26 protein-coding genes are annotated in these 26,059 nt (G+C 38.6%); 17 read left to right on the forward strand and 9 right to left on the reverse strand.

Going from position 1 to position 26,059, the window contains the following annotated elements:
* Positions 1 to 72: 72 nt before the first annotated feature.
* Positions 73 to 333 (forward strand): hypothetical protein, encoded by a 261-nt coding sequence (locus ACQ334_RS03585; RefSeq protein ID WP_430986797.1) that lies wholly within the window; start codon positions 73 to 75, stop codon positions 331 to 333.
* Here ACQ334_RS03585 and ACQ334_RS03590 read toward each other — a convergent pair.
* Complete coding sequence (locus tag ACQ334_RS03590) at positions 320 to 940, reverse strand: 7-carboxy-7-deazaguanine synthase QueE (RefSeq protein WP_430986798.1); 621 nt, start codon at positions 938 to 940, stop codon at positions 320 to 322. The two genes, ACQ334_RS03585 and ACQ334_RS03590, sit on opposite strands and share 14 nt — an antisense overlap.
* 7 nt (positions 941 to 947) lie before the next feature.
* On the reverse strand, positions 948 to 1,826 hold the full coding sequence (locus ACQ334_RS03595; RefSeq protein ID WP_430986799.1) for a bifunctional 5,10-methylenetetrahydrofolate dehydrogenase/5,10-methenyltetrahydrofolate cyclohydrolase: 879 nt from the start codon (positions 1,824 to 1,826) through the stop codon (positions 948 to 950).
* 100 nt (positions 1,827 to 1,926) lie between these two features.
* Between ACQ334_RS03595 and ACQ334_RS03600 the strand changes: the two genes are divergently transcribed.
* The 6 genes from ACQ334_RS03600 (at position 1,927) to ACQ334_RS03625 (ending at position 11,253) form a co-directional block, all read left to right on the forward strand.
* A complete protein-coding gene (locus tag ACQ334_RS03600) occupies positions 1,927 to 2,760 on the forward strand; it encodes a hypothetical protein (protein ID WP_430986800.1) in 834 nt (277 codons plus the stop codon).
* Between the two features lie 36 nt (positions 2,761 to 2,796).
* A complete protein-coding gene (locus ACQ334_RS03605; RefSeq protein ID WP_430986801.1) occupies positions 2,797 to 4,905 on the forward strand; it encodes a ComEA family DNA-binding protein in 2,109 nt (702 codons plus the stop codon).
* 139 nt (positions 4,906 to 5,044) lie between these two features.
* Positions 5,045 to 8,287, forward strand: coding sequence for a SusC/RagA family TonB-linked outer membrane protein (locus tag ACQ334_RS03610; RefSeq protein ID WP_430986802.1), 3,243 nt, complete (start codon positions 5,045 to 5,047; stop codon positions 8,285 to 8,287).
* A 27-nt stretch (positions 8,288 to 8,314) separates the two neighbouring features.
* Entirely contained in the window at positions 8,315 to 9,727 is a 1,413-nt protein-coding gene (locus ACQ334_RS03615; protein ID WP_430986803.1) for a SusD/RagB family nutrient-binding outer membrane lipoprotein, read from the forward strand.
* A 76-nt stretch (positions 9,728 to 9,803) separates the two neighbouring features.
* Positions 9,804 to 10,862 carry a hypothetical protein gene (locus tag ACQ334_RS03620; protein WP_430986804.1) on the forward strand — a complete coding sequence of 353 codons (1,059 nt, stop codon included), beginning with the start codon at positions 9,804 to 9,806 and terminating at the stop codon, positions 10,860 to 10,862.
* 79 nt (positions 10,863 to 10,941) lie between these two features.
* The gene (locus ACQ334_RS03625) at positions 10,942 to 11,253 is read left to right on the forward strand and encodes a DUF3467 domain-containing protein (RefSeq protein WP_430986805.1); all 312 of its coding nucleotides are present in this window, start codon (positions 10,942 to 10,944) and stop codon (positions 11,251 to 11,253) included.
* Between the two features lie 281 nt (positions 11,254 to 11,534).
* On the opposite strand, the gene radC is transcribed toward ACQ334_RS03625, so the two are convergent.
* The gene (radC, locus tag ACQ334_RS03630) at positions 11,535 to 12,236 is read right to left on the reverse strand and encodes a RadC family protein (RefSeq protein ID WP_430986806.1); all 702 of its coding nucleotides are present in this window, start codon (positions 12,234 to 12,236) and stop codon (positions 11,535 to 11,537) included.
* Between the two features lie 73 nt (positions 12,237 to 12,309).
* On the opposite strand from radC, the gene ACQ334_RS03635 reads away from it, so the two are divergent.
* The 4 genes from ACQ334_RS03635 (at position 12,310) to ACQ334_RS03650 (ending at position 16,778) form a co-directional block, all read left to right on the forward strand.
* Positions 12,310 to 13,263, forward strand: coding sequence for a ribose-phosphate pyrophosphokinase (locus ACQ334_RS03635; RefSeq protein WP_430986807.1), 954 nt, complete (start codon positions 12,310 to 12,312; stop codon positions 13,261 to 13,263).
* Between the two features lie 99 nt (positions 13,264 to 13,362).
* A complete protein-coding gene (locus ACQ334_RS03640; RefSeq protein WP_430986808.1) occupies positions 13,363 to 13,995 on the forward strand; it encodes a 50S ribosomal protein L25 in 633 nt (210 codons plus the stop codon).
* A 131-nt stretch (positions 13,996 to 14,126) separates the two neighbouring features.
* Entirely contained in the window at positions 14,127 to 15,992 is a 1,866-nt protein-coding gene (yidC, locus tag ACQ334_RS03645; protein WP_430986809.1) for a membrane protein insertase YidC, read from the forward strand.
* Positions 15,993 to 16,106: 114 nt separating this feature from the next.
* Positions 16,107 to 16,778: a GLPGLI family protein gene (locus ACQ334_RS03650; protein ID WP_430986810.1), complete on the forward strand. Its 672-nt coding sequence runs from the start codon at positions 16,107 to 16,109 to the stop codon at positions 16,776 to 16,778.
* Between the two features lie 56 nt (positions 16,779 to 16,834).
* Here the strand turns inward: ACQ334_RS03650 and ACQ334_RS03655 are convergent, their stop codons facing one another.
* On the reverse strand, positions 16,835 to 17,194 hold the full coding sequence (locus ACQ334_RS03655) for a hypothetical protein (protein WP_430986811.1): 360 nt from the start codon (positions 17,192 to 17,194) through the stop codon (positions 16,835 to 16,837).
* Between the two features lie 157 nt (positions 17,195 to 17,351).
* Between ACQ334_RS03655 and ACQ334_RS03660 the strand changes: the two genes are divergently transcribed.
* The 3 genes from ACQ334_RS03660 (at position 17,352) to ACQ334_RS03670 (ending at position 20,429) form a co-directional block, all read left to right on the forward strand.
* On the forward strand, positions 17,352 to 18,773 hold the full coding sequence (locus tag ACQ334_RS03660) for a tetratricopeptide repeat protein (RefSeq protein ID WP_430986812.1): 1,422 nt from the start codon (positions 17,352 to 17,354) through the stop codon (positions 18,771 to 18,773).
* Between the two features lie 145 nt (positions 18,774 to 18,918).
* Positions 18,919 to 19,689, forward strand: a complete 771-nt coding sequence (locus ACQ334_RS03665) for a phosphosulfolactate synthase (protein WP_430986813.1) — start codon at positions 18,919 to 18,921, stop codon at positions 19,687 to 19,689.
* Positions 19,689 to 20,429 (forward strand): shikimate dehydrogenase family protein, encoded by a 741-nt coding sequence (locus ACQ334_RS03670; protein ID WP_430986814.1) that lies wholly within the window; start codon positions 19,689 to 19,691, stop codon positions 20,427 to 20,429. Before ACQ334_RS03665 ends, ACQ334_RS03670 begins: the two co-directional genes overlap by 1 nt.
* 7 nt (positions 20,430 to 20,436) lie before the next feature.
* Here the strand turns inward: ACQ334_RS03670 and ACQ334_RS03675 are convergent, their stop codons facing one another.
* The 5 genes from ACQ334_RS03675 to ACQ334_RS03695 all read right to left on the reverse strand — a co-directional run bounded on the left by ACQ334_RS03675 (position 20,437) and on the right by ACQ334_RS03695 (position 23,705).
* Positions 20,437 to 20,862, reverse strand: coding sequence for an acyl-CoA thioesterase (locus tag ACQ334_RS03675; protein ID WP_430986815.1), 426 nt, complete (start codon positions 20,860 to 20,862; stop codon positions 20,437 to 20,439).
* A gap of 92 nt (positions 20,863 to 20,954) precedes the next feature.
* Entirely contained in the window at positions 20,955 to 21,941 is a 987-nt protein-coding gene (locus tag ACQ334_RS03680) for a hypothetical protein (protein ID WP_430986816.1), read from the reverse strand.
* A gap of 37 nt (positions 21,942 to 21,978) precedes the next feature.
* The gene (locus ACQ334_RS03685; protein ID WP_430986817.1) at positions 21,979 to 22,551 is read right to left on the reverse strand and encodes an RNA polymerase sigma factor; all 573 of its coding nucleotides are present in this window, start codon (positions 22,549 to 22,551) and stop codon (positions 21,979 to 21,981) included.
* Between the two features lie 53 nt (positions 22,552 to 22,604).
* Positions 22,605 to 23,183, reverse strand: coding sequence for an RdgB/HAM1 family non-canonical purine NTP pyrophosphatase (gene rdgB / locus ACQ334_RS03690; protein WP_430986818.1), 579 nt, complete (start codon positions 23,181 to 23,183; stop codon positions 22,605 to 22,607).
* Between the two features lie 18 nt (positions 23,184 to 23,201).
* Positions 23,202 to 23,705, reverse strand: a complete 504-nt coding sequence (locus ACQ334_RS03695) for a hypothetical protein (protein ID WP_430986819.1) — start codon at positions 23,703 to 23,705, stop codon at positions 23,202 to 23,204.
* 55 nt (positions 23,706 to 23,760) lie between these two features.
* Between ACQ334_RS03695 and ACQ334_RS03700 the strand changes: the two genes are divergently transcribed.
* The 3 genes from ACQ334_RS03700 to rpsG all read left to right on the forward strand — a co-directional run bounded on the left by ACQ334_RS03700 (position 23,761) and on the right by rpsG (position 25,994).
* On the forward strand, positions 23,761 to 24,825 hold the full coding sequence (locus tag ACQ334_RS03700) for a branched-chain amino acid aminotransferase (protein ID WP_430986820.1): 1,065 nt from the start codon (positions 23,761 to 23,763) through the stop codon (positions 24,823 to 24,825).
* A 219-nt stretch (positions 24,826 to 25,044) separates the two neighbouring features.
* The gene (gene rpsL, locus ACQ334_RS03705; protein ID WP_430986821.1) at positions 25,045 to 25,425 is read left to right on the forward strand and encodes a 30S ribosomal protein S12; all 381 of its coding nucleotides are present in this window, start codon (positions 25,045 to 25,047) and stop codon (positions 25,423 to 25,425) included.
* Positions 25,426 to 25,526: 101 nt separating this feature from the next.
* Entirely contained in the window at positions 25,527 to 25,994 is a 468-nt protein-coding gene (rpsG, locus tag ACQ334_RS03710) for a 30S ribosomal protein S7 (protein WP_430986822.1), read from the forward strand.
* Positions 25,995 to 26,059: the final 65 nt, after the last annotated feature.

Consider the following 26,059-nt stretch of genomic DNA (forward strand, 5'->3'; position numbering starts at 1 on the left):
ATACCTGCATGATTTCCGTTAAAGACACTAGTAAAACGATTAAAGCTGCCCTGGTATTTTTTTTTATTGTATTTGAAAAACACAACATTAAAAAGCAGGTTAAAGAATAATCCCAAAGAGCATCAGGGATATGGTTTAAGAAAAATATGGCAAGGGGCTTGTTTTTTACCTGCTCATAAAAATCAGGAAGGGAATGAGAGTCCGCCAGCCATTGGTGAAGCAGCAAATCAGGTTTATGAAAAAACAGGTATATTATTAAACCAATTAACAAAGGAAATACACAGTGCCAGGCAATCCGCTTTAACATCTGTATACTTGTTTAAGGCACATTAATGTATTTGTGTATCTGCAGGCTCAATTCCCATTTAGGATTAGTCTTTATGAAATCGATAATTAACGGGGTAACAATTGCTGCCTTATCCCATTCCGGCTGTAAAAATAATTTACAGCCAGGCGAAACCTTGCTGGCGTAATCCTCTGCCCATTCAAAGTCAGTTTTATTAAATATCACCACTTTCAATTCATTAGCTAAGGGCAGAATTTCGGGTAAAGGCGCTTTAAATTTTTTAGGAGACAGGCAGATCCAGTTCCAGCTGCCGCTTACAGGGTGTGCCCCTGATGTTTCAATATTGGTTTCTAAACCTTTTGACTGCAATGCGGCAGTTAATGCATCTAAATTATGCATCAATGGTTCGCCACCGGTAATTACTACCAGCTTAGTACCTGATTGCTCAACAGTGGATACTAAATGATCAATATTGTATACAGGGTGTTTACTTGCATCCCAGCTGTCTTTTACATCGCACCATACACAGCCTACATCACATCCGCCCAGGCGAATAAAATAGGCAGCCCTGCCCTGGTGAAAACCTTCACCCTGTAAAGTGTAAAAATGCTCCATCACGGGCAGCAGAACTTCTTCGGTATTTGTAGTAGTCATTATTAATTTATCCCTTATTCAGTAAAGCAGCATTATAGGTATTCATCATCAGCGCCCCAATGGTCATTAATCCAACGCCACCGGGCACAGGTGTAATATAGCTGCATTTAGGCGCTACATTTTCAAAATCAACATCGCCTTTAATAGCAAAGCCGCTTTTTTTGGTGGTATCTGGTACTCTTGTAATGCCTACATCAATCACTACAGCATTTTCCTTAACCATATCAGCAGTTAAAAAGCCGGGTTTACCTAAAGCAGCAACAATAATATCAGCCTGTAAACAAATTTCTTTTAAATTGGTAGTGCGGCTATGGCATACTGTTACAGTGCAATTGCCGGGATAAGTATTCTGGCTTAATAAAATACTCATAGGCCTGCCAACAATATTGCTGCGGCCAATTACAACTGCATGTTTACCGCTGGTTTCAATTTTATAATGTTCCAGCATCAGCATTATGCCATAAGGTGTGGCAGGAATAAAAGCCGGTAAACCCTGTACCAGTTTACCAATACTTACAGGATGAAACCCATCTACATCTTTGTCAGGATGTATCAGGCTGATGATCTTTTCTTCACTTATTTGCTGGGGTAAGGGCAGCTGTACTAAAATGCCATCGATATCTTCGTCGTTATTCAACCGTTCAATAGCGGCAGTTAAATCAGATTCAGCTATGTTTTCGTCAAAGCGAATCAGGGAGCTTTTAAAGCCAATCTCATGGCAGGTTTTTACTTTGCTGGCCACATAGGTTTCGCTTGCACCATTGCTGCCAATTAATATGGCTGCCAGGTGAGGAACCCTTTTTCCTTCGGCTTTTAATAAGTCTGTTTTTGTTTTCAGCTCATTCTTTACATGTTGAGCAACTATTTTTCCATCTAAAATCTGCATGCTGCAAAAGTACTTAAGAAATGCCTATTTTAAGAAGATCGGTGCATGACAACCATTTTATATTTATCCCGGTCTTTAAGTATAATAAATGTTTACTGCTTTGAGATATCCAGTTCCCTTTGTCATCTTTCTTCTGGCGATAAATTCTTTTAAAATAGCGATAGCTCAGTCGCTCCGGTATCACGTTGCCTTACCTTATGTGGGATTATCTGCTTATTCCGGTAGCCAGAATGACCCCTTTTCTTTTACAGCCAACCAGGCCGCATTGGCCAAAAATACACAGGCAGGTATTGGGTTGTATGGCGAACAACGGTATTTATTGGCTGCAACAAATTCATATGCGGTAGCAGGTACTTTACCTACTAATATGGGCAGCTTTGGTATGCAACTGAACTATTCCGGTTTTAAAAACTATAACGAACATACTATTGGGCTAGCCTATGCCCGTAGCCTGGGTGCCAAAATGGATATTGGTATTCAGTTTAATTATTTCGGTTATAGCATTCCGGCTTATGGCAATGCCTCCACCATAAATGTTGAAGCAGGAGCAATAATCCATTTTACGGATAAATTAAACGGCGGCTTTCATATATACAACCCTGCAGGCGGAAAGTTGAATAAAGCCGATGGTGAAAAACTGGCAGCTGTTTATACTATGGGCTTAGGTTACGATGCCTCAACAAATTTTTATGTAGGCGCCGGGATAATAAAAGAAGAAGACAAACCGGTAAATGTGGAAACAGGCTTTCAATACCATTTTTCCAAACAGTTTTTTGTACGGGGCGGCTTCATGAGCGTTTCTTCAACAGCTTTTGCCGGTACAGGGGTGGGGTGGAATAATTTGCGGCTGGATGTTTCCGGTAGTTACCATCCGCAATTAGGATTTTCGCCGGGTGTTTTGCTGATTGCGTACTTCGGAAATAGAAAAGAATAACGATTATATAAACATTTTAAAACACAAACTAATATTGTGCTGTTACTTGCTGCTGCATATAACTATCGTGTAAAAGCTTTTAAAGCAAAGCAGGTATTGCTCAGTTTCGCAATTTGTCTGTATACTACATTTTCACTTGCTCAAACCCCTGAATTGCCAGCTACTGCCACAGAGCAACAATTAGAAAATAATACAGAGAATAATGCTGATGCAGAAACAGAGGATGATACTTACCTGCAACAAATGCAGGAATACAGCAGGCACCCCATAAACTTAAATACTGCTGATGAAAATGAGATCCGGGAATTAAAAATACTTAGTCCCTTGCAAATTCAAAGCCTGATTTCATACAGGAATATTTTTGGAAAATTGATTGATATTTATGAATTGCAGGCTATACCCGGCTGGGATATTCCAATGATACTAAAGATACGCCCTTATATAATAGTTTCTGCTGAAGCAGAATTGGTAACTACTATCCTTAAACGATTTAAAAGCGGCGAAAACAGCATGCTGGTAAGAGCGAGCCAGGTGCTTGAAAAAGCGAAAGGTTACCGGGTAGATCGGTCGGCAACCACTAATTTTTATCCCGGCTCGCCGCAAAAATTATTAGTACGGTATAAATACCAATTTAAAAACCTGTTGCAATATGGTGTAACAGGTGAAAAAGATGCCGGCGAACAGTTTTTTAAAGGCGCTCAAAAGCAGGGATTTGATTTTTATTCCGCTCATTTTTTTGTGCGAAAGACCGGCATTATTAAAGCTTTGGCTTTAGGTGATTTTACGGTTAATCTTGGGCAGGGTTTAACGCAATGGCAAAGTCTTGCTTTTAAAAAAAGTGCAGCAGTAATGAATATAAAAAGAGAAGCAGAGGTTTTACGTCCATATAATTCTGCCGGGGAGATCAATTTTCACCGCGGTGCAGGAATTACTTTAGCTAAGGCTAAATGGGAAGCCACTGCTTTTGTATCCTATAAAAAAACAGACGCCAACCTGGTAACAGACACAACTCAAAACCAGGATGATTTCATTTCATCACTGCAAACTTCCGGTTACCACCGTACCAAAAGCGAAACTGAAGATAAAGGCATACAGCAACAACTGGTTTTTGGAGGTAACCTGGCATACAGGTACCATTCTTTTCATCTTGGATTAAATCTTGTACAGTATAAATTTAAACTACCTGTCATCAAATCAAATGAACCTTACAACCTGTATGCATTGGCAGGCCGTTCTTTTGGTAATTATAGTGCAGATTATAGCTATACCTTTAGAAATGTACATCTCTTTGGCGAAGCGGCATGTTTCAGTAACGCCCAAAAGGCTGTAGTAACAGGTGTTTTAGTGAGCGTTGCCACTGATGTGGACATGAGTTTCTTATACAGGAATATATCAAAAGGGTACCAGTCACTATACACTACTGCTTTTACTGAAAATACTTATCCAAATAATGAAAAGGGCTTTTATGCAGGGGTATCTGTTCATCCGGGCAGCAGCTGGCGCATAGATGCTTATGCTGATCTTTATAGGTTTCCCTGGCTTAAATACGGGGTGGATGCACCATCCGTTGGAACTGAATATTTGGTGCAGCTAACGTATAAGCCTAATAAGCAACTGGAACTGAGCAGCCGTTTACGTAGTGAATCAAAGGCAGCAAATGATGATCCCGGTCAACTTACACTTTCGCCGGTAGTACCACAGCCAAGGCTAAATTGGCGCACACAATTCAGTTACAAAATAAATACGGCAATAACTGTCAGTAACAGAAGTGAAATGCTTTGGATCAACAGAAAAACAGCAGTAGCTGAGCACGGGTTTTTAACGTATATAAATTTTTTATATAAGCCGTTAGTAATGCCATGGGCGGCAAATATGCGCCTGCAATATTTTGAAACCGATAGTTACAGCAGCCGGGTATATGCTTATGAAAATGATGTTTTGTACAGTTTTTCCATTCCTGTTTTTTATGACAAGGGGTTCAGGTATTATATAAATTCAAGTTATGACTTTAACAAAAAACTGACTTTTTGGATAAAATGGAGCCAGACAATTTATCCTGGTAAAATGCTTATTGGTAGCGGACTTGACGAGATAAGCAGGGGTAAAAAAAGCGAAATAAAACTCCAGTTCTTGTACAAATTTTAACATTTTTTTGACCCGTTAAGCAGCTAATTCAAACCTTAATTTGTCCTTTATAAATCTAAGGGTCTTAAATATTTAACATTTTTTTGACTTTAAAGAAATATTCCTATTTTTACACATCATTAAACTTAATTAAACGCACATGAGAAGATTTTTATCACTGTTCACAATGCTGATGCTCTGTGGGGTGTTTGCATTTGCCCAAAACCGGGTGGTGTCCGGTAAGGTTACCGACAAGGATGGTAACCCGGTACCTTTTGCTTCTGTTAAGGTTAAAGGATCACAAGTTGGTCTTTCTGCAGATGCAAGTGGCGCTTATACTATCAAAGTAAAAGACGGAGACGTTCTTGTTATTTCAGGTTCAGGTTATAAAGCAACCGATGTACCTGTAGGAACATCTGCTTACCTTAACACCGTACTTGAACCAAATTCAGAATTAAAAGAGGTGGTGGTTTCAAGTGCTTATGGAGTTAAACGTAGCTTAAAAACTACCAGTTCCAATACACAGGTGGTTACTTCAGAACAATTGAATACAATCCGTAACACCAATATCAACGAAGCGTTGGCTGGTAAAGTTTCTGGTATTCAGTTACGTGGTCAGTCTGGTGCAAAATTAAGCAGCACTGGTGCAATCCGTTTGCACGGTGCAACTTCATTAGGTGGTAACTCTGGTTTGTTGTACGTTTTGGACGGAACAAGGGTTTCTGCTGATGATATTAACACAGATGACGTTGAAGACGTTTCTTTGTTACTTGGTCCTGCTGCTGCTGCTCTTTTCGGTCCTGATGGACAAAATGGTGCAATGGTAGTAACTTCTAAAAAAGCTAAGAAAGGCGCATCTAACAGCATAGGAATTGATGTTAACCTTGGTGTTAGATTTGACAATGTTTATATTTTACCTAATTATCAGAACTCTTATGCAGGTGGTGATTTTCAGGATATGAAAAAATATACCTGGAAAGCAGGCCAACCAATTGAATGGAAAGCATTAGATGGTAAATACTATCCTGATTATTCTGAAGATGTTAGCTGGGGTCCACGTATGGTAGGCCAGGAATATATTCCTTGGTATGCATGGTATGGTGGTCATGAAAGATCTTTCAAAACAGCATCACTGACTCCTCAGCCAAGTAATGCCCGTGATTATTACGAAACTCAGTTTAAGAAATTTAACACTATTTCTTTTACTAAAGCTAACGATAATTCAAATGTTAAGATAAGCTATACTAATGTAGATGTAAAAGGTTTAGTACCTACTACATGGTTAAAAAGAAACCAGTTTACTACTGCTACTTCTGTAGATTTAAGCAATCGTTTAACTGCTGGTTTCAACATTAACGTGATCAACCAAAAATCAAATGGTGACTTTAATGATGCTTATGCTAACCAATCTTCGGGTTCATTTAACCAATGGTTTCACCGTGACCTGGATATGAGCATTGTAAAAGAATTAAAAGATCTTAAAACTCCGGGTGGTATCCAGGCTAGCTGGAACCATAATGGCCCTGATGCATATAATGCAGCTAATCCTAAAGATTTCTACGGCCCTTACTACTGGCAGAATTTCTACACTGCCTACGACCAGGTTCAGCAATTGAACAATTTTACTAAAGTATTAGGTGATGCATCTTTAACTTATAAAGTAAGCAAAGACCTTAAAGTAAGAGGTACTTACAGGATCAACGAATTAGTTTCTTTCAACGAATTAAAAGTGAGCAGCGATTTAACTGATATGAAATTTGCATCTCAGGCTGCTTTTGGATTTACTAAAGGTGGTTACGCAAGTACTACTAATACCCAACACGATGAGCATATCGAATTGACTGGTATGTACTCAAAAATTATCAAGGACTTCAACATAGGTGCAACTGCCGGTTTGGATATCCATAGCTTTAACAGGCACTCTAACTCAGGTTCTACTTCTGACGGATTTAATACTCCTAACCTGTATACTTTAGGTAACTCTAAAGGAACTATCAGTTCTACGGATGTTCGTCAAAAACAAAAAGATAATGCAATTTTCCTTTCTGCAAACTTTGGTTTCAGAAAATTCATCAATGCTGATGTTACTGTACGTAATGACTGGTTCTCTACATTACCAGCTGGTAACAACGACATCCTTTCTAAAGCATTCGGTTTATCATTTGTTGCCAGCGACCTGTTAAAAGGCCAGGCTTCATGGTTATCTCTTGCTAAATTAAGAGCTTCTTGGGGTGAGATTCCTACAAGTATTGGTATTTATCAATACCCAGGATCTTTATACAACCAGGGTGCTGTACAATGGAATGGTAACTTTATACAAGGTGTAAGCAATGCAGGTATCGATCCAAACATTCATGGTGCTGTTGCAACTGAAAAAACTGCAGGTGCTGATTTCAGCTTCCTGAAAAATAGAGTTGGTTTCTCAGTTACTTATACTGAAAGAATCAGTAAAGACTTCCCGACTAACGTTGTATTTAGCCAGGCTTATGGTTATCCAACTTTGTTGACTAATGCAGGTGAAATCGACTTTAAAGGTCTTGATCTTACTTTCAATGTTAAACCAGTTTGGTCTAAAAACATTAAATGGGAAATTAACGCCACTTATGCTAAAACAATTGATAACACAGTGGTGGATATAGATGGTCAGCCTCAGTCTGTATGGAAAAATGCAGGTGCTGCAGCTCCTTCTATTACAGTTGAAACTGCAACATTTGGTCCTACATTACGTGCTACTGAAGGTCAGCAATGGGGTCAGCTTTACGGTCATGGTATTAAAAGAGATGCCAGCGGTAATGCTTTATTGAATACTAACGGTACTTATGTTTATGATAACAACGCTAACTTCGGTAGTGTATTACCAGACTTTACCGGTGGTTTCCAAAACTCATTCACTGTGTTTGGTAACTTCACTGTAAATGCAAACGTGGATTTCCAGAAAGGTGGTAAATTCTATTCTACTTCTACCAAATGGGGTAACAGCACAGGTGTATTAGCAAAATCTGCAGGTCTTAACGACAAAGGAATTCCAGTAAGGGATCCAGTTGCAGACGGTGGTGGTATCCATGTATTTGGTGTTGACGCAACCACACTTAAACCAGTTGATTATTATGTAAATGCAAGGGATTACCTGAATGGTAGCAACAACACATTTGATAATGATATCTTCGATTTAACCTATGTTAAATTACGTGAGGTTTCTGTTGGCTATAATATTCCTGTAAGCAAATTAGGAATGGGCAAATGGATCAGAAAAGCTAACTTCTCAGTTGTAGCAAGCAATGCTGTTTTGATCTATGCTAAAACTAAAGATTTTGATCCGTCAGAAATTTCTGGTCAGAGTGGTGAAGGTGGACAGTTCCCGGGCTTACGTGGATTTGGTGTTAACCTAAAACTTGGATTCTAATTTTTAGACCCTTTAAATAAAAGTAAAATGAAAAATACTCATATAAAAATTGCTCTTTTTTCAATGGGGCTTACAACTTTGGTAAGTTGTAATAAAATAAAAGACTTTGGTGATACCAACACCAATCCAACGGCTATTACCACTCCTGCTACTTATGCCATTCTTACCAACGTTGAGTCTGGTATCTCTGGTTGGGCAAAAGACGGTGCGGCAAGTGCCTGGATACAATACAGTTCAGAAACTCAATACCCAAGTGAAGGTATCTATGATGTTACCACTACTTACTTTGGTTTTGGAACTTACAGTGGTACTTTGTTAAACCTAAAGACCATCATCGATAAGAATAACAATCCTGATGAAGTAGCTGCCGCAAGAGTACTTACACAGTACGTTTACTGGCACTTAACTGATGCATTAGGTGATATTCCTTATTCTCAGGCATTCGCAAGTAAAACTCCTGCTTACGACAAACAGGAAGATATTTACAAAGGAATGATTAAAGAATTAAAAGCTGCTAAAGCACAATTTGCAAATACAGGCGGTTTAAAAGGTGATATCCTCAATGGCGGAGACGTTAACAAATGGATAAAATTTGCTAACTCTTTAAGGGCTATGATGGCTATTCAGTTAACCAAGAGATATCCTGGAGCTACTGATTATGCAGCTACTGAATTTAAAGCTGCTTTGGCTGATGGCGTAATTGACAATAATACAGACAACATTAAATTAGTTTTCCCTGGTGGTTCATTCAAAAATCCATACTGGAGCGATTATGATGGTGCACGTGATAATGGCGAAAGCACTACCATTTATGCTATGTTGGCTAATTTAGGTGATAACAGGCATGCAGCATTTGGTACTTCAGCTAAACCGGTTCCTTTTGGTTTAAAAGAAGCCAGTATCAATGACTGGATCAAAAATAACGTGGGTTGGTCTCATTTAATGGCCGATAACCAAAGGTTAGAAACAAGCCCTGTTTACATGTTAACTGCATCTCAGTTATATGTGGCACGTGCAGAAGCTGCTGTAAGAGGTTGGACAAGCGAAAATAAAACAGCCATGTTAGTAGCTGGTGTAAATGCTTCTTTTGCTCAATGGGGCTTAGCATTACCTCCTGCATCTTACTTTACTCAATCTGGTGTTGTTTTAGATGGTACCAACGATATCAAGAAAGTTGCTGAACAGGCATTTCTTGCTGGTTTCCCTAACGGCAGAGCTGGATGGAACGTTTGGAGAAGAACAGGCTATCCTGTTTTAACCAATGCTCCAGATCCTTTAAATGCTGCTCATACCACTATTCCAAGAAGGTATATATACACTCCTGCAACTGCTTCAACTTTCTCTGAATACAGTTTGAACGCAGCGAATGTAAATGCAGCAGTAGCAAAGTTGGTGCCTGCAGCGGATCAACCAGAATCTAAAATATGGTGGGATCAATAATACTTTTCATGAAACCCGGTATTTAACCCCCGGGTTTCATGTTATAATTTATTAAAAAACTAAAACATATACCAAAATGAAATATTTACAAATTACAAAACAATTTGCCGCTTTGGGTTTAGCAGCGATGTTGTTTTCTGCCTGCGATAAAGTAGAAACAACTGCCCCATTAGGTGATGCAGGACAAAATCTTGTTACAATTTTACAAGGTGCTACTCCTTATAATATAATTAAAGATCCGGTTGATTTTGTGGCTACTCCTACTACTTTAACCAAAGGTGTTATTGATATCAGAAGGGAAGTACCTACAGCTGCTGCTCTTAATCAAACTATGACAGTTACCATTAAAGATGATACTGCGGCGGTAAGAGCGGCTAATCCTGCTTATATTCAGTTCCCTACATCTTTGTATACCCTTACACTTTCTAACGGTGTTACAAAAGTTGGTGGACAAGGTGGTACTTTCACTGTAGTTTTTAAACCAGGTGAATTTGCAAAACAGATTTACATCAATGTTCCTAATGCAACTTTATTGAACCCAAGTGCTTTATATGCATTAGGCTTCACTATTACTACTGCTGATGCTGGTGGTAAAATTGCTACTGCTAAAGCTGTTGTAGTTGAAGTGGGTGCTAAAAATAACTGGGATGGCCTTTACGAAATGCACGGAACTTTCAACGATGTATCAAATACAGCCTTTACTTACTATGGTGACCAGGAATATGCATTGGTTACAGTAGGTGCAACTACCTGCGATGTAGTAAATGTTGACTTAAATACTGGTTATCCAGGGTATCTTTTCTTAAATGCTGGTTCAGGTACTTATTACGGAAGCTACGGTTTGGTGATTTCATTTAACCCATCAAACAATACTATCAGTGACCTGCATAACTATTACGGTGACCCTTCCAAAGCTGCTACAGCAGGAGGAACTCCATCATCGGGTACGGGAGCGCCACTTTATGCTGCAAGTAATACCCGTAGGGCTGTATTAGACCCAACCGGAGCCAATGCTGCACAGGGTAATAAAGATATCCTTATCAAGCACTGGTTAGTTCAACCAAGCGTTATTACCGCTTCACCTAACATTCGTACTTATTTCGACGAAAAATGGACTTACTTAGGTCCTAGATAATATTTAAAATAAAAATTCTTTTATTTGCAAAGAGCCCCGTTTAGGGGCTCTTTGTTTTTATCTTTGTAAAAAATATATCATGACAAATACCGAACAACCCAATCAACTTAATATAGAAATATCAGAAGAAGTATCCGAAGGTGAATATGCCAACCTGGCCATTATTACCCACAGCCATGCAGAGTTTGTTATTGACTTTGTAAATGTAATGCCGGGTACACCTAAGAGCAAGGTAAAAAGCCGTATTATACTAACTCCCTTTCATGCCAAACGTTTTATGAAGGCAATGATTGAAAACATTAAGAAATTTGAAACTGCTAATGGCACTATACAGGATATGGAAGCAGTGGAAATACCGTTTAATTTTGGAGGGCCAACAGCGCAGGCATAAAATGCAGGTTATTTAGTTTTTAGTTCTTGGTTGAGCAGCCTGGATCTTACCGTTATTTTTTGTTGTGCCGGTATTTAAATTTTTGGCCACGCAAATACGATTTACCTGGTCAGTTAAGCCAAAGTGTTTGGCAAATTTGCCTGTCGGGTCTTATCAACTCAAAAATTTTCTGGCATAATACTATTGATTTCTGCCAGATTTTTAATTCTTTAAAATCTTGAATTGTAGCCATAAATTATACTGATAAATGTTTTTAAAACTAAACGACTAAAAACTAAGAACTAAATCATCCCATTATCCGCAAAACTGTAATACCCTTCCTCACTTACTATAATGTGGTCAATTAATTTTATGTCGAAGTATTTAGCGGCTGCTGCAATTTTCCTGGTAAGTTCTTCATCAGCCCGGCTGGGTTTTAAGCTACCAGACGGGTGGTTATGGCTTAACACAATAGAAGTAGCATCTTCATCTAGTGCTTTTTTTAAAATAATCCTGGGGTCGGCAACAGTGCCTGTAATACCACCACGGCTGATGATCTCAAAATGATTGATCTTATTGGCACGGTTTAAAAATAATACCGCAAAAACTTCGTAAGAAAAATCTTTAAGCACCACCTTTAAATACTCGGCAATGTCTTTACTGCTTTGTATGGTTGATTTTTCCAATGTAGCAGCCGCCTGCCTTCTTCTCCCTAATTCTAAAGCAGCTGCTATAGTTATTGCCTTTGCAACGCCGATGCCTTTTACCTGTTGCAAATCTTTAAGGGAAAGCTTTCCCAGTTCGCTCAGGTTATCACGGCCCAGTTTTAATATCTCTTTGGCCAGAACAACTGCAGATTTATCTTTACTGCCATTATTGATCAGGATAGCAAGTAATTCCGAATTGCTTAATGCATCACCTCCTTTGGCCAGCATTTTTTCTCTTGGCCTGTCATCTATACTCCAGTTTTTGATAGATGTGGATGGCTTGTTGAAATTTTCCATGACTTCAAATATTATTCGTGTAAACTAAACGATACTTTTGCGGCATCTTATTTTTATTATCTCAAACAACTATATGGAACCAACAGCAAAGATTTTCTCCGGAACAGGCTCTCAGTACTTAGCCGAAAAAATTGCACAGAAATTTGGCGAACCACTGGGTAAAGTAAATATCCAGCGCTTCAGTGATGGTGAAATTTATGTAGAGTTCCAGGAAAGTATCCGTGGCAAATTTGTGTTTTTAATTCAAAGCACTTATGCACCTTCTGATAACCTGATGGAACTGCTGCTGATGATTGATGCTGCAAAAAGAGCATCGGCGTATAAAGTAATTGCTGTAATACCATATTATGGTTTAGCTAGACAAGACCGAAAAGACCGCCCCAGGGTTGCCATCGGTTCAAAATTGGTAGCTAATATGCTCACCGCTGCAGGTGCCGACAGGGTGATCACCATGGATTTACATGCGCCACAAATTCAGGGGTATTTTGACATACCTGTGGATCACCTGGAAGCATCCGCTATATTTATTCCTTACATCGAGAAGCTTAACCTGGCAAACCTCACTTTTGCCGCACCCGATGTGGGTAGCGCTAATCGTATTCGTGAAATTGCTTCTTACTTTGAGTGCGAAATGGTGATCTGCGATAAACACAGGAAAAGAGCCAATGAAATTGCCAGCATGGTGGTAATTGGAGATGTTGCAGGTAAAGATGTGGTGCTGGTGGATGATTTATGTGATACCGGTGGTACCCTGGTAAAAAGTGCTGCATTAATGAAAGAAAAGGGCGCTAACAGCGTAAGAGCACTTATCACCCACCCGGTTTTGAGCGGCAATGCCTACCAGAACATAGAAAATAGCGTATTGGAAGAACTCGTTGTTTGTGATACTATTCCGTTAAGAGGTGAAAGCAGCAAAATTAAAGTACTATCTACTGATGAATTATTTGCAGTAACTATACGTAATGCCTTTGAAAATAAGAGCATTAACAGCCTTTTTATGCGTAGCAGGATGGCAAATAAAAAGTGATAAGTAATAGGTTTTAGGTAATAAATGAATAACTTCAAACTTATCACTTAAAGCTTATAACTTTTTATTACCTTTGCGCCTCACAAAAAAATCATAATAATGAAATCAATTACAATCGAAGGACAACTGAGGACCGAAAGCGGAAAAAAAGCCACCCGCCAACTTCGCTCTCAGCAACTGGTGCCAGCTGTAATTTATGGTGGTAAAAAAGAGATCAACTTCTCTGCTCCGGCTACTGCTTTTAAAGACATTGTGTACACCTCAGAATTTATGTTGACAGAAGTTAAAATTGACGGTGCTACTTACCGTTGTATTTTAAAAGACCTGCAATTTAACAAAGTTACCGACCTGCTTACGCATGTTGATCTTTTAGAACTGGTAGACGACAAAAAAGTAATTGCTACTTTACCTTTAAAATTTACCGGTACACCTGCAGGTGTTAAAGCGGGTGGTAAATTAGTTACTAAAATGAAATCTTTTAAAGTAAAAACTTTACCTAAATACCTAAGAGAATTTATTGAAGTAGACCTTACTAAACTGGAACTTAACGAAAACGTAAGGGTAGAAGATGTGAAACTGGAAAATATCGAAGTTTTAAACTCTCCACGTATTCCTATTGCTTCAGTAACAATGACACGTCAGTTGAAACAGGAAGAAGCTACAGCACCAAAGGCCGCTGCTGCTGCACCTGCCGCAAAAGCTGCTGCACCTGCTGCCGCTGCCAAAAAATAAAACCCAACTTTTTGATGAATATAGCCCCTGCCAAAAGCAGGGGCTTTTTTGTAAAAAAGGGGCTAATATCTTAAGGGGCTTAACCCGTAAGTTTCCCTACCTTTGCGCTCTTAAATTATTTTACAATGGGAATGGACAGGAACACGGTCATTGGGTTTGTATTAATTGGTGCCTTATTAATAGGGATGTTTTATATTAATAGCAAAAGCAGCCAGGCTCAGCAAGCACTGGTAGCACAACAAAATAAGACAAGAGATTCTCTTGCAGCTATTAAAGCCAAGAGTGATACAACCGCAACAAAACTGGAAGCAAGAAAACTGGACTCTTTACAGAATGCTCAAAAGCAATTGCCTCAAACTTATCAAACAGCAACTACCGAGCAACTGACTACAATCGAAAACGATGTTTTAAGAGTAACTTTTACCAATAAAGGAGCACAGCCTAAAACAGTAGAATTAAAAACTTTTAAAACCTTTGATGGCAAACCACTTTACCTGCAGTCGGGCAATTTTAATAAGCTCTCTTATAAAATAAATGCGGGAGGGGCTAAGGAAACTTCTGATATCCTTTTTGTAAAAGGTGCCGTTAAAATGAATGCCGACAGTTCTCAAACTATAATGTATAGTATTAAGGACTCTGCCGGCAGCAAAGATTTACTGGTACATGAATTTACTTTGCCGGCACCTCACAAAGACGGCTACATGCTTGATTTTAATATTACCATGAATGGTGCAGACATGGTAACACAAAATAGTATGAACCTGCTATGGCAAACAGAAATGCCACAGGTTGAAAAAACCATTACTTACGAAAAAACACAGACGCATTTATGTTATCTTGAAAATGGTAAGTACGACTTTCATCAATTAGGTAGCGGTGGAGATGAAAAACTGGATAAGCAGGTAAGCTGGCTGGCTGTTAATCCGCAGTTTTTTGTAGCTACCTTACTGGCTAAAAATAAATTTGAAAATGCTGAATTAAGATGGGTAACACCGGCTGATTCATTAAAGATCATTGCGCAAAGCTCTGCACAATGCAGGATTAACGTGCCATCCAATGGCATTATTCCTTTGCAATTGTATTATGGGCCTAACGATTATAATATCCTGGATAAGTACAATAATGATATGCACCAGATTGTAACTTATGGTAGCGGGCCCTTTTCATTTGTAAAATATATTAACCGCCATTTTCTTTTACCTGTCTGGGATTTCATCAGGAGCCACGTGGCCAGCTATGGTATCGTTATTCTTTTACTTACTTTGCTGATACGCCTTATCACTTCGCCGATACTTTATAAGAGCTATTTAAGCGGTGCTAAAATGAAACTGTTAAAACCGGAAGTAGATGCCTTAAAATTGAAATTTACTGATAAGAGCGGTACTATGGATCAGCAGGCATTTAGTATGGAGCAGATGAAACTGTGGAAGTCGGCAGGCGTAAGCCCTTTGGGGGGATGTTTACCGGCGCTCCTCCAGATACCCATCTTTATGTCGCTGTATTATTTCTTTCAAAGTAATATTGCGCTGCGTGGGCAAAGTTTCTTATGGTCAAAAGACCTTGCAGCATATGACTCCATTCTTAATTTTGGCAATATTCCTGTTATCAGTTCACTTTATGGCGATCATGTTAGCTTATTTACCATTACGGCCACCCTTACCAGTTTACTGATCTCTATTTACAGTATGAGCAATATGCAGGATAACACCAATCCTGTAATGAAGTATATGCCTTATATCTTCCCGGTTTTGTTACTGGGGGTATTTAATAAATTGCCTTCGGCATTAACCTGGTATTATACGGTTTCCAATACCATTACATTACTTCTTCAGATCATTATCCAAAAATATATCATTGATCATGATAAGATACTGGCCCAGATATCTGAAAACCGTAAAAAACCGGTGAAGCAAAGCAAGCTGCAGGAACGGATTGCGGCAATGCAGGAAAGCCAGAAGAAAATGCAGGAACAGAAAAATAAGAACGGTAGAAAATAGAAAGTTAAGTTAAAAGCATTGGCCTGCAACCTATTTACACGGTTGCAGGTCTTTTTATTTACAGCTGCAATTTCTTTGGCACGGGATTTTGTTATCTTTATTAAAACTTATAAAATGAAAAAAATACAAAGGGCAGGATTACTGGTTTTATCACTGGGATTGTCTGTTTTTTCATTTGCTCAAAAAACAATTTCTGAAGGAACGATCATGTATGATATCGTTATTCAGTCGGCGAATAAAGAACCCCGGATGGCTGATGCATTGGATGGGGGAACGGTTACTGTATATCTTAAAGGCGCACAAAGCCGTTCAGACATGGTGAGTTCAATAGGAAAGGAATCTACCATTCATGATACCAAGACCGGTAATGCAGTTATTTTAAAAGAATACAGCAGCCAGAAACTGATGATCACTTTAACTAAGGATAATTGGGCCGAAAAAAATAAAGCTTACAATGATATAAAATTCGACATCACCGACGAAACAAAGATCATAGCAGGGTATACCTGTAAAAAAGCAATTGCTAAAATGCCCAATGGTAAAACCTTTACGGTGTATTATTCACCTGATGTGGTGGTTACTAATAAAGAGTATGATGCTACTTTTAAAAACTTACCGGGGTTAGCAATGCAATATGAATCCGGTTCGGCAAACTATAAGTATACGCTTACACTATCTAAAATAAATTTCGAACCTGTTGCGGCTTCTAAATTTGATATTCCTAAATCGGGTTACAGGGTAATGACTTATGATGAAAATCAGCAGATGAGAAAAGGAGGACAATAGTAAGCAGCTAAAGAAACAAACATAAAAAAACCTCTTGGTGAAAGAGGTTTTTATTTTTAATGAGATTTAGTTTTTATCATCAGTTTCATCCCTGTGGCGCCATTTGCTTTGATATCCGGCATCACCACTTTTTGTTTGTAAGGAATAATGTAAACAGTATTTCCTTTTTGGTATGAAACAAGTGTATTACTTATCATTGAATTATTTAGAGTCCGCTGGTTAATTAAAATACTTCCTGTATATCTTAAACCTGATCTCAGGTTGAGAGAAACGGAATTTCTTAAAGTAGTAGGGGTACTGATGTTTAAAGTAACTTTTGCTTTACTTTTTTTCGATATGCCTCTATCAGCCAAAGCACTTAGTGCCGGCCCTAAAAGCACAACAACTGCAAGTGTTAATTTTGATAATTTTATCATTGGTGATAATTTATGTTACAAATATATTAAAAAATATCGGGTATTTGTATACCATTCATACATTCTTTTGTCATTTCTTTAACGTTTTACGGAAAAAAAAGTTACAAAAACTTGTATAGTTATTTAAAAGGGGGTAATTTACAATAACTTATACCGTATGAGCAAATATCCTTACCGTCAGGACAGAGATGAGTTAAAAGAGTTATTGCAGCAATACGATAACCTTAAATCAGGAAAACCTAACTCCTTTATAGAGGAGGACTCGTTTGAAAGGTTGATTGACCATTTTGACGAAAAGGAACAACTATCGCAGGCATTGGAGGTTTCTGAATATGCCGTTAGCCAGTATCCTTATTCTTCCACATTACTTTTAAGAAAAGCAGACCTGTTAATAGCGTTACGCCATTATAAGGAAGCATTGTACATCCTGGACCAGGCAGAATTGCTTGACGGAAAAGACACCGACCTGTATATTCTGAAAACAGACGCTTACCTTGCCTTAGACCAGCAGGAAAAAGCGGCTGCAGTTCTGGAAGCGGTAATAGATGATTTTGATGGCGAAGAAAAAATAGATCTGCTATTTGAATTAGCCGATGTATATGATGACTATGAAAATTTTGAAAAAGTTTTTGACTGCCTGAAAATGATCTTGGAACAGGAGCCTAATAATGAAGAAGCACTCTATAAAATTTGTTTCTGGACGGATTTTACCGGCAGAAATGAAGAAGGCATCAGGCTGCATCAAAGAATAATAGAAGAGTTTCCATTTAATGAACTGGCATGGTTTAACCTTGCCGCTGCTTACCAGGGTTTAAAGCTGTATGAAAAAGCGATTGATGCGTATCACTATGCTGTAGCTATTGATGATAAATTTGATTATGCATGGCGCAATATGGGGGACGCTTTTTTGCGCCTGAGAAAGTATAAAGAAGCAATTGAAGTATTAGAAAAAGTGTTGGAACTGGCAAGGCCCGAAGATGTGATCTATGAAGCTATAGGACATTGTTACGACAAGATGGGCAATTTTGCGCAGGCACGGTTTAATTATAAAAAAGCGGCACATTTAAATCATAATGATAGCCAGCTGCACTATAAAATAGCCTGCACTTACATGAATGAAAGTAACTGGAGCAGTGCAGTAAAAAACCTGGAAATTGCCTTACGTGCACATCGCTTACAACCTGAATATAACCTTGCTTTAGGGCAATGTTTTATGGAAATGGGTAAGCTGGATGATGCCATTACCTATTTTGGCAACGTGGTAAGAGTCAGGCCTAAAAATTTAAACGGGTGGACTGAATTGCTAAAATGTCTTTACAAGGCAGGCCTTTTAGAGGAAGCGCTGGAGTATGCCGGATTTGCATATGATCAGACAGATGGAAAAACGATCTTTATTTTCTATAAAAGCGCTATCCTTTTTGCAATGGGTAAATCAAAGGAAGCCCTGCTGCAACTGGAAAATGGCATGCAAAGAAGCCCCAAGCTGATAAAAAAAATAATTGAACTCAATCCTTCTATTTTACAAAGCCAGCAAGTAGTGGATGTACTGGCCAGGTTTAAGAAAAAAAGATCTCATTAACCTTTTGCAGCCCGGTAGTAATAAAATTTGCTTTCTGCTGCCCAAAACATTTATCCCAAACTGCTTATTGTAAGGGCTTTATTACCATTTCCATTGCCTATTGCTTATTTGTTTTTACATTTGCACCACTTAAAAAACAGCAGGCATGAATTTTAATCTTTCTCAAATTCCCGATAGAAATAAGAAACCCCGTGATCATGGTATTACAATGGTGATGGACAAGGGTTTAAGTATTGAAGAAGCAAAGAACTTTATGAGTGTTTCGCATCCGCATGTGGATGTGGTAAAGCTTGGATTTGGTACTTCTTATGTAACACCTAATTTAAAAGAGAAACTGGAAGTATATCGTTCTTATGATATACCGGTTTACTTTGGTGGTACGCTGTTTGAAGCCTTTTTGATCAGGAACCAGTTTGACGATTATATAGAGGTTTGTAAAGAATTCGGAGTGGCTTACGTAGAAGTTAGCGATGGTTCTATTACAATACCACATGCTGAAAAATGCGGTTATATTGAAAAACTTACTAAACATTTTACTGTATTGAGTGAAGTAGGTAGCAAAGATGCTGCGCATATCATTCCTCCCTATAAATGGATTGAATTAATGAGGGCTGAATTGGAAGCAGGCTCTACCTATGTAATAGCCGAAGCAAGAGAAGCAGGTAATGTAGGTATTTACCGTGGTACCGGCGAAGTAAGAGAAGGGTTGGTACAGGAAATTCTTACCCAGATACCCGAAGGGAAAATTCTTTGGGAAGCACCGCAAAAAGCACAACAATTATACTTCCTGGAATTGATAGGCTGTAATGTAAACCTGGGTAATATTGCTCCTAACGAAGTAATACCTTTAGAAACCATGCGTATTGGTTTACGTGGCGATACTTTCCATTTGTATTTAGATTCAAAAGAATCCTGATGAAAATATATGGTATCATAGGGTTTCCTTTAGGCCATTCTTTTTCAAAAAAATATTTTACCGAAAAATTTGTTAGCGAAGGGATTGAAGGCTGCAGCTACGAAATATTTCCGCTTCAATCTATTGAAGAGCTTAAGCAGATGCTGGCTCAAAACCCCGGGCTTAAAGGGTTTAATATCACCATACCGCACAAGCAATCGGTATTGGCTTATCTTGATGACAGATCAAATCTCCCGGCAACTTTAAGTGCTTGTAATTGTATTAAGATTGCAGATGGAAAATTATCCGGGTACAATACAGATATCATCGGTTTTGAAAGATCACTTTTACCACAGTTAAAAAATTATCATACCCATGCTTTAATATTGGGTAATGGTGGTGCAGCTGAAGCTGTAAAATTTGTACTCAGCAAATTGAATATTGCTTTTAAAGTAGTGAGCAGAAAATTACATGAAGGCTCTGATTTAACCTATACAGATCTTGATGAAAAAATAATTAAAGAGCACCTCCTTATAATTAATACCACACCATTAGGTACTTTTCCAAATGTTGATGAATGTGCTGCTATTCCTTACGAACATTTAACAGCCGGTCATTTTTTATACGACCTTGTTTATAATCCCAACAAAACTTTATTTCTGCAAAAAGGAGCGGCGCAGGGAGCGGCTACTAAAAATGGTTATGATATGCTGGTGATACAGGCGGAAGAAAGTTGGAGGATATGGAATGATCACGGATAATTTATTTTTACAAGATACTTTTCAGCTTCTCCGGAATACTAGCCACTTTTCTAATTGCATAATCATAACATACCATTCCCGTTTTAGCCTGAGCCAGCAAGATATTTTTTTCATCTCTGGTTGTAGACAATTTATAAAACAATTCAAAACTTACTTTTGATATTTCTCCAACGGAAATGCTTACTTCAATAATGTCACCATAAAAAGATTCGTTCTTAAACTCCACCACTAAATCGGCCAATATTAATCCTGTGCCTTCAATATTTAATTCGGTATAACCATGCCTGTACAGCCATTGCATCCTGGCTTCATGAATGATGGCCACAAAAGCATCATTACCCAGGTGATTGCCGTAATTAATGTCGGTTATCCTTACAGGAATGGTAATGACAGCGATGGTATTTTCCGGCATCTCTAATTTTATCCTGGCCATTTTTAATTAAAGATAATATTTCCTTTAAAAAACAAAGCCTCACATTTTTTGTGAAGCGCTGCTTTGGGTACTGAATTTTGAAACGGGCAATGTTATTTATTTTTCTCTTCCAGGATTTTACTCAGTTCAATAATATCCATAAAGTTTGAAAAGGATAGCGCAACAGTATTGTAGGTCATTTTATCACGCCATTCTGCAAATGTTTTCCTCCAAATGGCACTCTCTTCAATGATAACGTCAATATTTTCCTGCGTATCAGGATTGCCCTCCACCAGGTAACCAATAAGGTTAGAAAATTTAGAGGATACCTTTACAGTTTGCCCATCGGCGCCGGTTATGCTGATATAAGTGTTAGGTGTATTCATCAAAGCAATGTCCATTGGTATTTCGCCTTTGCTGTTTTGCAATTTTTCTTTACTGCTGCCGGACGGCACTTGTGCCAGGTCAGCAACCTGGTTGCCTTGTATATAATCCTGCAGATTATTAACCCCTTTTTGAATATTGATTTCTTTGGGCTGATTATTTGCAATACCTGCTTTTACAGGAGTAATTTTTTGGGTATCAGCAATAGTATTATTGGTGGTTGAGTTTGTTTGTGCAGTTTGTTCAGTGGCATTTTTAAGACTTCCGGTTGCAACAGGTTCATCGACTGGCTGCGTTTTTTTAGCAAGTGGTAAAATAGCCCACAGTATAATAGCAACAACTGCGGCTGCAGCGGCAACTCGTAAATATATACTCCTTAGCTTTCTGCTTGCAGAATGCAGCGGTACTATTTTGGCTTCTTCTTTATCCAGCTCAGCAATAATATTGCTCCATGCTGCAACAGGGGCAGGTTCTGTGTGGTTTTTAATTCTTTCGATGTATGCAGGCGCAGATTGGTTATCTTCTTTATCCAGCGCATTGAAAATATTAGTTAATGCGCCAATTGGTGGTGTAGCCTCGTGTGCAAGCATTTTGGTTTTCAGGTCCCCGCTGATCGGTTCATTTTCATTATCCAGCTCATTGGTTATATTTACCCAGGCCTGCTCCGGCGGAGCAACTTCGTGACTGAGTATTTTATGTAACCAATTAGAAGCCATGATACTTTAATTGAGATTAGGTTTGTTTCGTTTTATTTTAATTAAGTTCCTGCCTGCTTTGCTCCAGTTTATCTTCTACCATTTTTTTTAGTATCCCTTTGGCCCTTGCTAACTGGGATTTACTGGTGCCTTCACTTATGCCTAAAATATCCCCGATGTCTTTATGTGAATAGCCTTCAATCACATACATGTTAAATACCTGCCTGTACCCGGGGCTAAGCTCCTGAATCATTTTTATTATGTCTTTCTCAGCAAGGTTATCAAGTGCATTCCAGGAGGGGTCTTCAAGTAGTATTTCCTGCGTTTCAGTTACAGAGAAACTCTTTAGTGATTTTCTGAAATGTTCAATAGAAGTATTTACAAATATCCGGCGTATCCAACCCTCAAACGAACCATCTCCACGAAACTTGTCCAGGTTCTTAAATATTTTTACAAATCCATCCTGTAAAAGATCCTGGGCATCTTCAGCATCCTTACAATACCTCAGGCAAACTGCATACATTTTAGATGAAAAACGATGATAGAGCATTTCCTGCATCTTTCTATCCTTGTTTAAACATCCATTTATTAAGTCGGCATCAGACACATTTAGGTTGCTTTCGGTATTCAATTTTTAAATAGGTTGGTTTGTTTAATAATTCTGGCCTTTTCAGGTGCTGGGCTTTAACGGGAGTTCAGAAATCCGACCAGTTTTTCCATAGCTTTCTTTCTATGGCTGAATACAGATTTTTCTTCCATCGTCATTTCTGCAAAGGTCTTACTGCTCCCGTCGGGGATAAAGACGGGATCGTACCCAAAACCGTTGCGTCCCCTTTTTTCCGCAATTATTACACCCGGGCAGATACCTTCAAAAAAATATTCCTTATCATTCAGAATGAGGGAGATAATGGTTTTAAAACGGGCATTCCGGTTGCTTTTGCCGGCAAGGTTTTGCAACAATTTTTCAATATTGTTTTCAAAAGATCTGCCTTCCCCCGCATAGCGGGCACTTTTTACTCCCGGTTCGCCGTTTAAGGCCTCTGCTTCAAGCCCGGTATCTTCGCTAAAACAGTTTTTTTGAGTCAGCCGGTGAATAACCCCTGATTTCTCTGTCGCATTAGCCTCCAGGGTATCATGGGGTTCAGGAATATCAATATCTATCCCGGCCTCTTTTAAAGTGATTATATTAAACCGGTTGCCTAATACCAACCGTATTTCATCAACTTTATTTTGGTTATTGGTAGCAAATATGAGTGTGTCCATTAAATTATTAGATTTAGATCAGCCAATAGAGAAAATTTGTTTCAGGCAATTCCACAATTTCGTTTTCTCGCCTTTATCTGCTGCAATAGCGGTGAGTGCAGGGGCAGCCAGGTAAACCTGGTTGTTGAATTTCTGAATTTGATAAGGAGGAAATTGCAGTGGTAATTGCAGTTGCGAAGGGGCTACACCAAAGAGTAATATAGTCTCAGCACTCAATTCCTCCTGAATTTTACTGTAAGTAACAGCGCCGGTTTTTGCAATATTTACCAATGCCACATCGGCCATAGAAAGTTTACAGGCATTTAAAATGCCCATCAGAAAATTCAATTCTTCATCGGGCAGGTAAATAGTGGTGGTATCATCTGCAATAATGGTTACCTGTTTTTGATTACTGCCCAGGAATGCAATGCCGGTTGTTTTTTCAACAGGCTTTTTTACAATGCCTCCATCTATGTCTACCAATGAATTTTTGAACAGATCCTGTAAAACAATTGCCGGTAGTTGAATATTATCTAAACTCATAAAAGCCTGCTTTATACGCTGTTTTTTTTGTTTCTTTGCTGTAAAATTAATGAATATGACAGCAGCTGCGGATATAAATGTTACAAGAGCAGAAACCAGTAAATTAAAAGACATCAATCTTGAAAATATTCCTTTTGGCAAATATTTTACTGATCATATGCTGGAAGTGGATTATGAAGACGGGAAGTGGAAGAATGCTGAGATCAAGCCTTATCAGCCTTTATTGCTGGCACCATCTTTAGCAGCCCTGCATTACGGACAGGCTATTTTTGAAGGCATAAAAGCGTATAAAAACGATGCCGGAGAAGCTTTTATTTTTCGGCCTTATGATAACTTTAAACGTTTTAACACTTCTGCAGAAAGAATGGCCATGCCCCAGGTACCGGAAGAAATATTTATGGAAGGTATGCGTATGCTGATAGATATTGATAAAAGCTGGATCCCGGGTCAGAAAGATCATTCTTTATACATTCGTCCCTTTATGTTCAGCAGCGACGAAATGATAGGGGTAAGGCCAAGCGAAAAATACAAGTTCCTGATCATTTTAAGCCCTACAGGCCCTTATTATGCAGCCCCTATGCGTATTAATGTGGAAGAGCATTATGTACGTGCAGTGCCCGGCGGTGTAGGCTTTGCCAAAGCAGCTGGTAACTATGCCGGCGCTATGTATGCTACAGCACAGGCAAGAGCAAAAGGATTTGACCAGGTATTATGGATGGATGCACTGGAGCATAAATATGTACAGGAATGCGGTGTTATGAATGTATTCTTCATTATTGGCAACACTGCTGTTACACCAGATTTAAAAGAAGGTACAATTCTGGCCGGTGTAACAAGGGATAGCGCCATCGTTCTTTTAAAAGAAATGGGCTATACGGTTGAAGAAAGAGCCATCAGTATAGATGAAATTACAGAAGCCTATAAGCAAGGCACTTTAAAGGAAGTGTTTGGAACAGGTACTGCAGCTACTATTTCCATGATAAAAGCCCTGAATTACAAAGATTTTGAAATGATCTTTGATGTGGAGCAATGGAAAGCTGCCCCTGAAGTAAAAAGAAGAATGGATGCGATAAAAGCAGGGGTTGAAGTTGATAACCATGGATGGATGTACAAGATTTAAGATTTTAGATTGCCGATTTTAGATTTGGGAGTCAGCGAATAGTGAAGGCTTTTAAAAAGGCCGGATCCATTGGGTACATTTGCTGGTTTTCCACAGAAAAAGCCTCATAATTGGCTTAAAAACCACCTTTTTATTAAGGCTGCAAAAAAATCTTACATCTAAAATCTAAAATCTAAAATTTTCCCCTACCTTTGCCGTCCGAAAAATAAAAGCATTATAATGCCTACAATTCAACAGTTAGTAAGAAAAGGAAGACAAATTATCAAAGCTAAAAGCAAGTCAAGGGCTTTAGATAGCTGTCCTCAGCGCCGTGGAGTATGTACAAGAGTATATACCACAACTCCTAAAAAACCAAACTCAGCTTTACGTAAAGTAGCTAAGGTTCGTTTAACCAATAAAATTGAGGTTATTGCCTATATACCGGGTGAAGGACACAATTTGCAGGAGCACAGTATTGTATTGATCCGTGGTGGAAGGGTAAAAGATTTACCAGGTGTACGTTATCATATCGTACGTGGTAGCCTGGATACTGCCGGTGTAAAAGACCGTAAGCAAAGCCGCAGTAAATACGGTACTAAAAAAGAAAAAGCTAAAAAATAATCCCTCAACCCCTAAAGGGTAACAGGAAAATAAATATTTTAAAAACGGTTGAGTAAAGTTTTAATACTTGAAGAAATTCAGCCTAAAATCAAAATTAAACAATGCGTAAATCACAACCGAAAAAGATACCCTTAGCACCAGATCCGAAATTTAACGATAAACTGGTAACACGTTTTGTAAATAACTTAATGTGGGCAGGTAAAAAAAGTGGTGCTTATATTATTTTTTATGATGCTTTGGATAAAGTAGCTAAACAAACCGGCGAAAACGGTTATGAAGTTTGGAAGAAAGCTTTAGCTAACATCACTCCGGGTGTGGAAGTTAGAAGCCGCCGTATTGGTGGTGCTACTTTCCAGATTCCTGCTGAGGTTCGTGCCGACAGAAAGATTTCTTTAAGCATTAAATGGATGGTAAAGTACAGCCGCGACAGGAACGGTCGTAGCATGGCTGATAAATTAGCTAATGAAATTGTAGCAGCAAGCAAAGGTGAAGGGGCTTCATTTAAAAAGAAAGAAGATACACATCGTATGGCAGAAGCTAACAAAGCATTCGCTCACTTTAGAATCTAACAAATGTAAATATATTGGTAAAGCCGTCTTTTTTAAGGACGGCTTTTTTATTTTCCCTAACTTTA

The organism is Ferruginibacter sp. SUN106, from assembly GCF_050611765.1.
GTDB lineage: Bacteria > Bacteroidota > Bacteroidia > Chitinophagales > Chitinophagaceae > Ferruginibacter.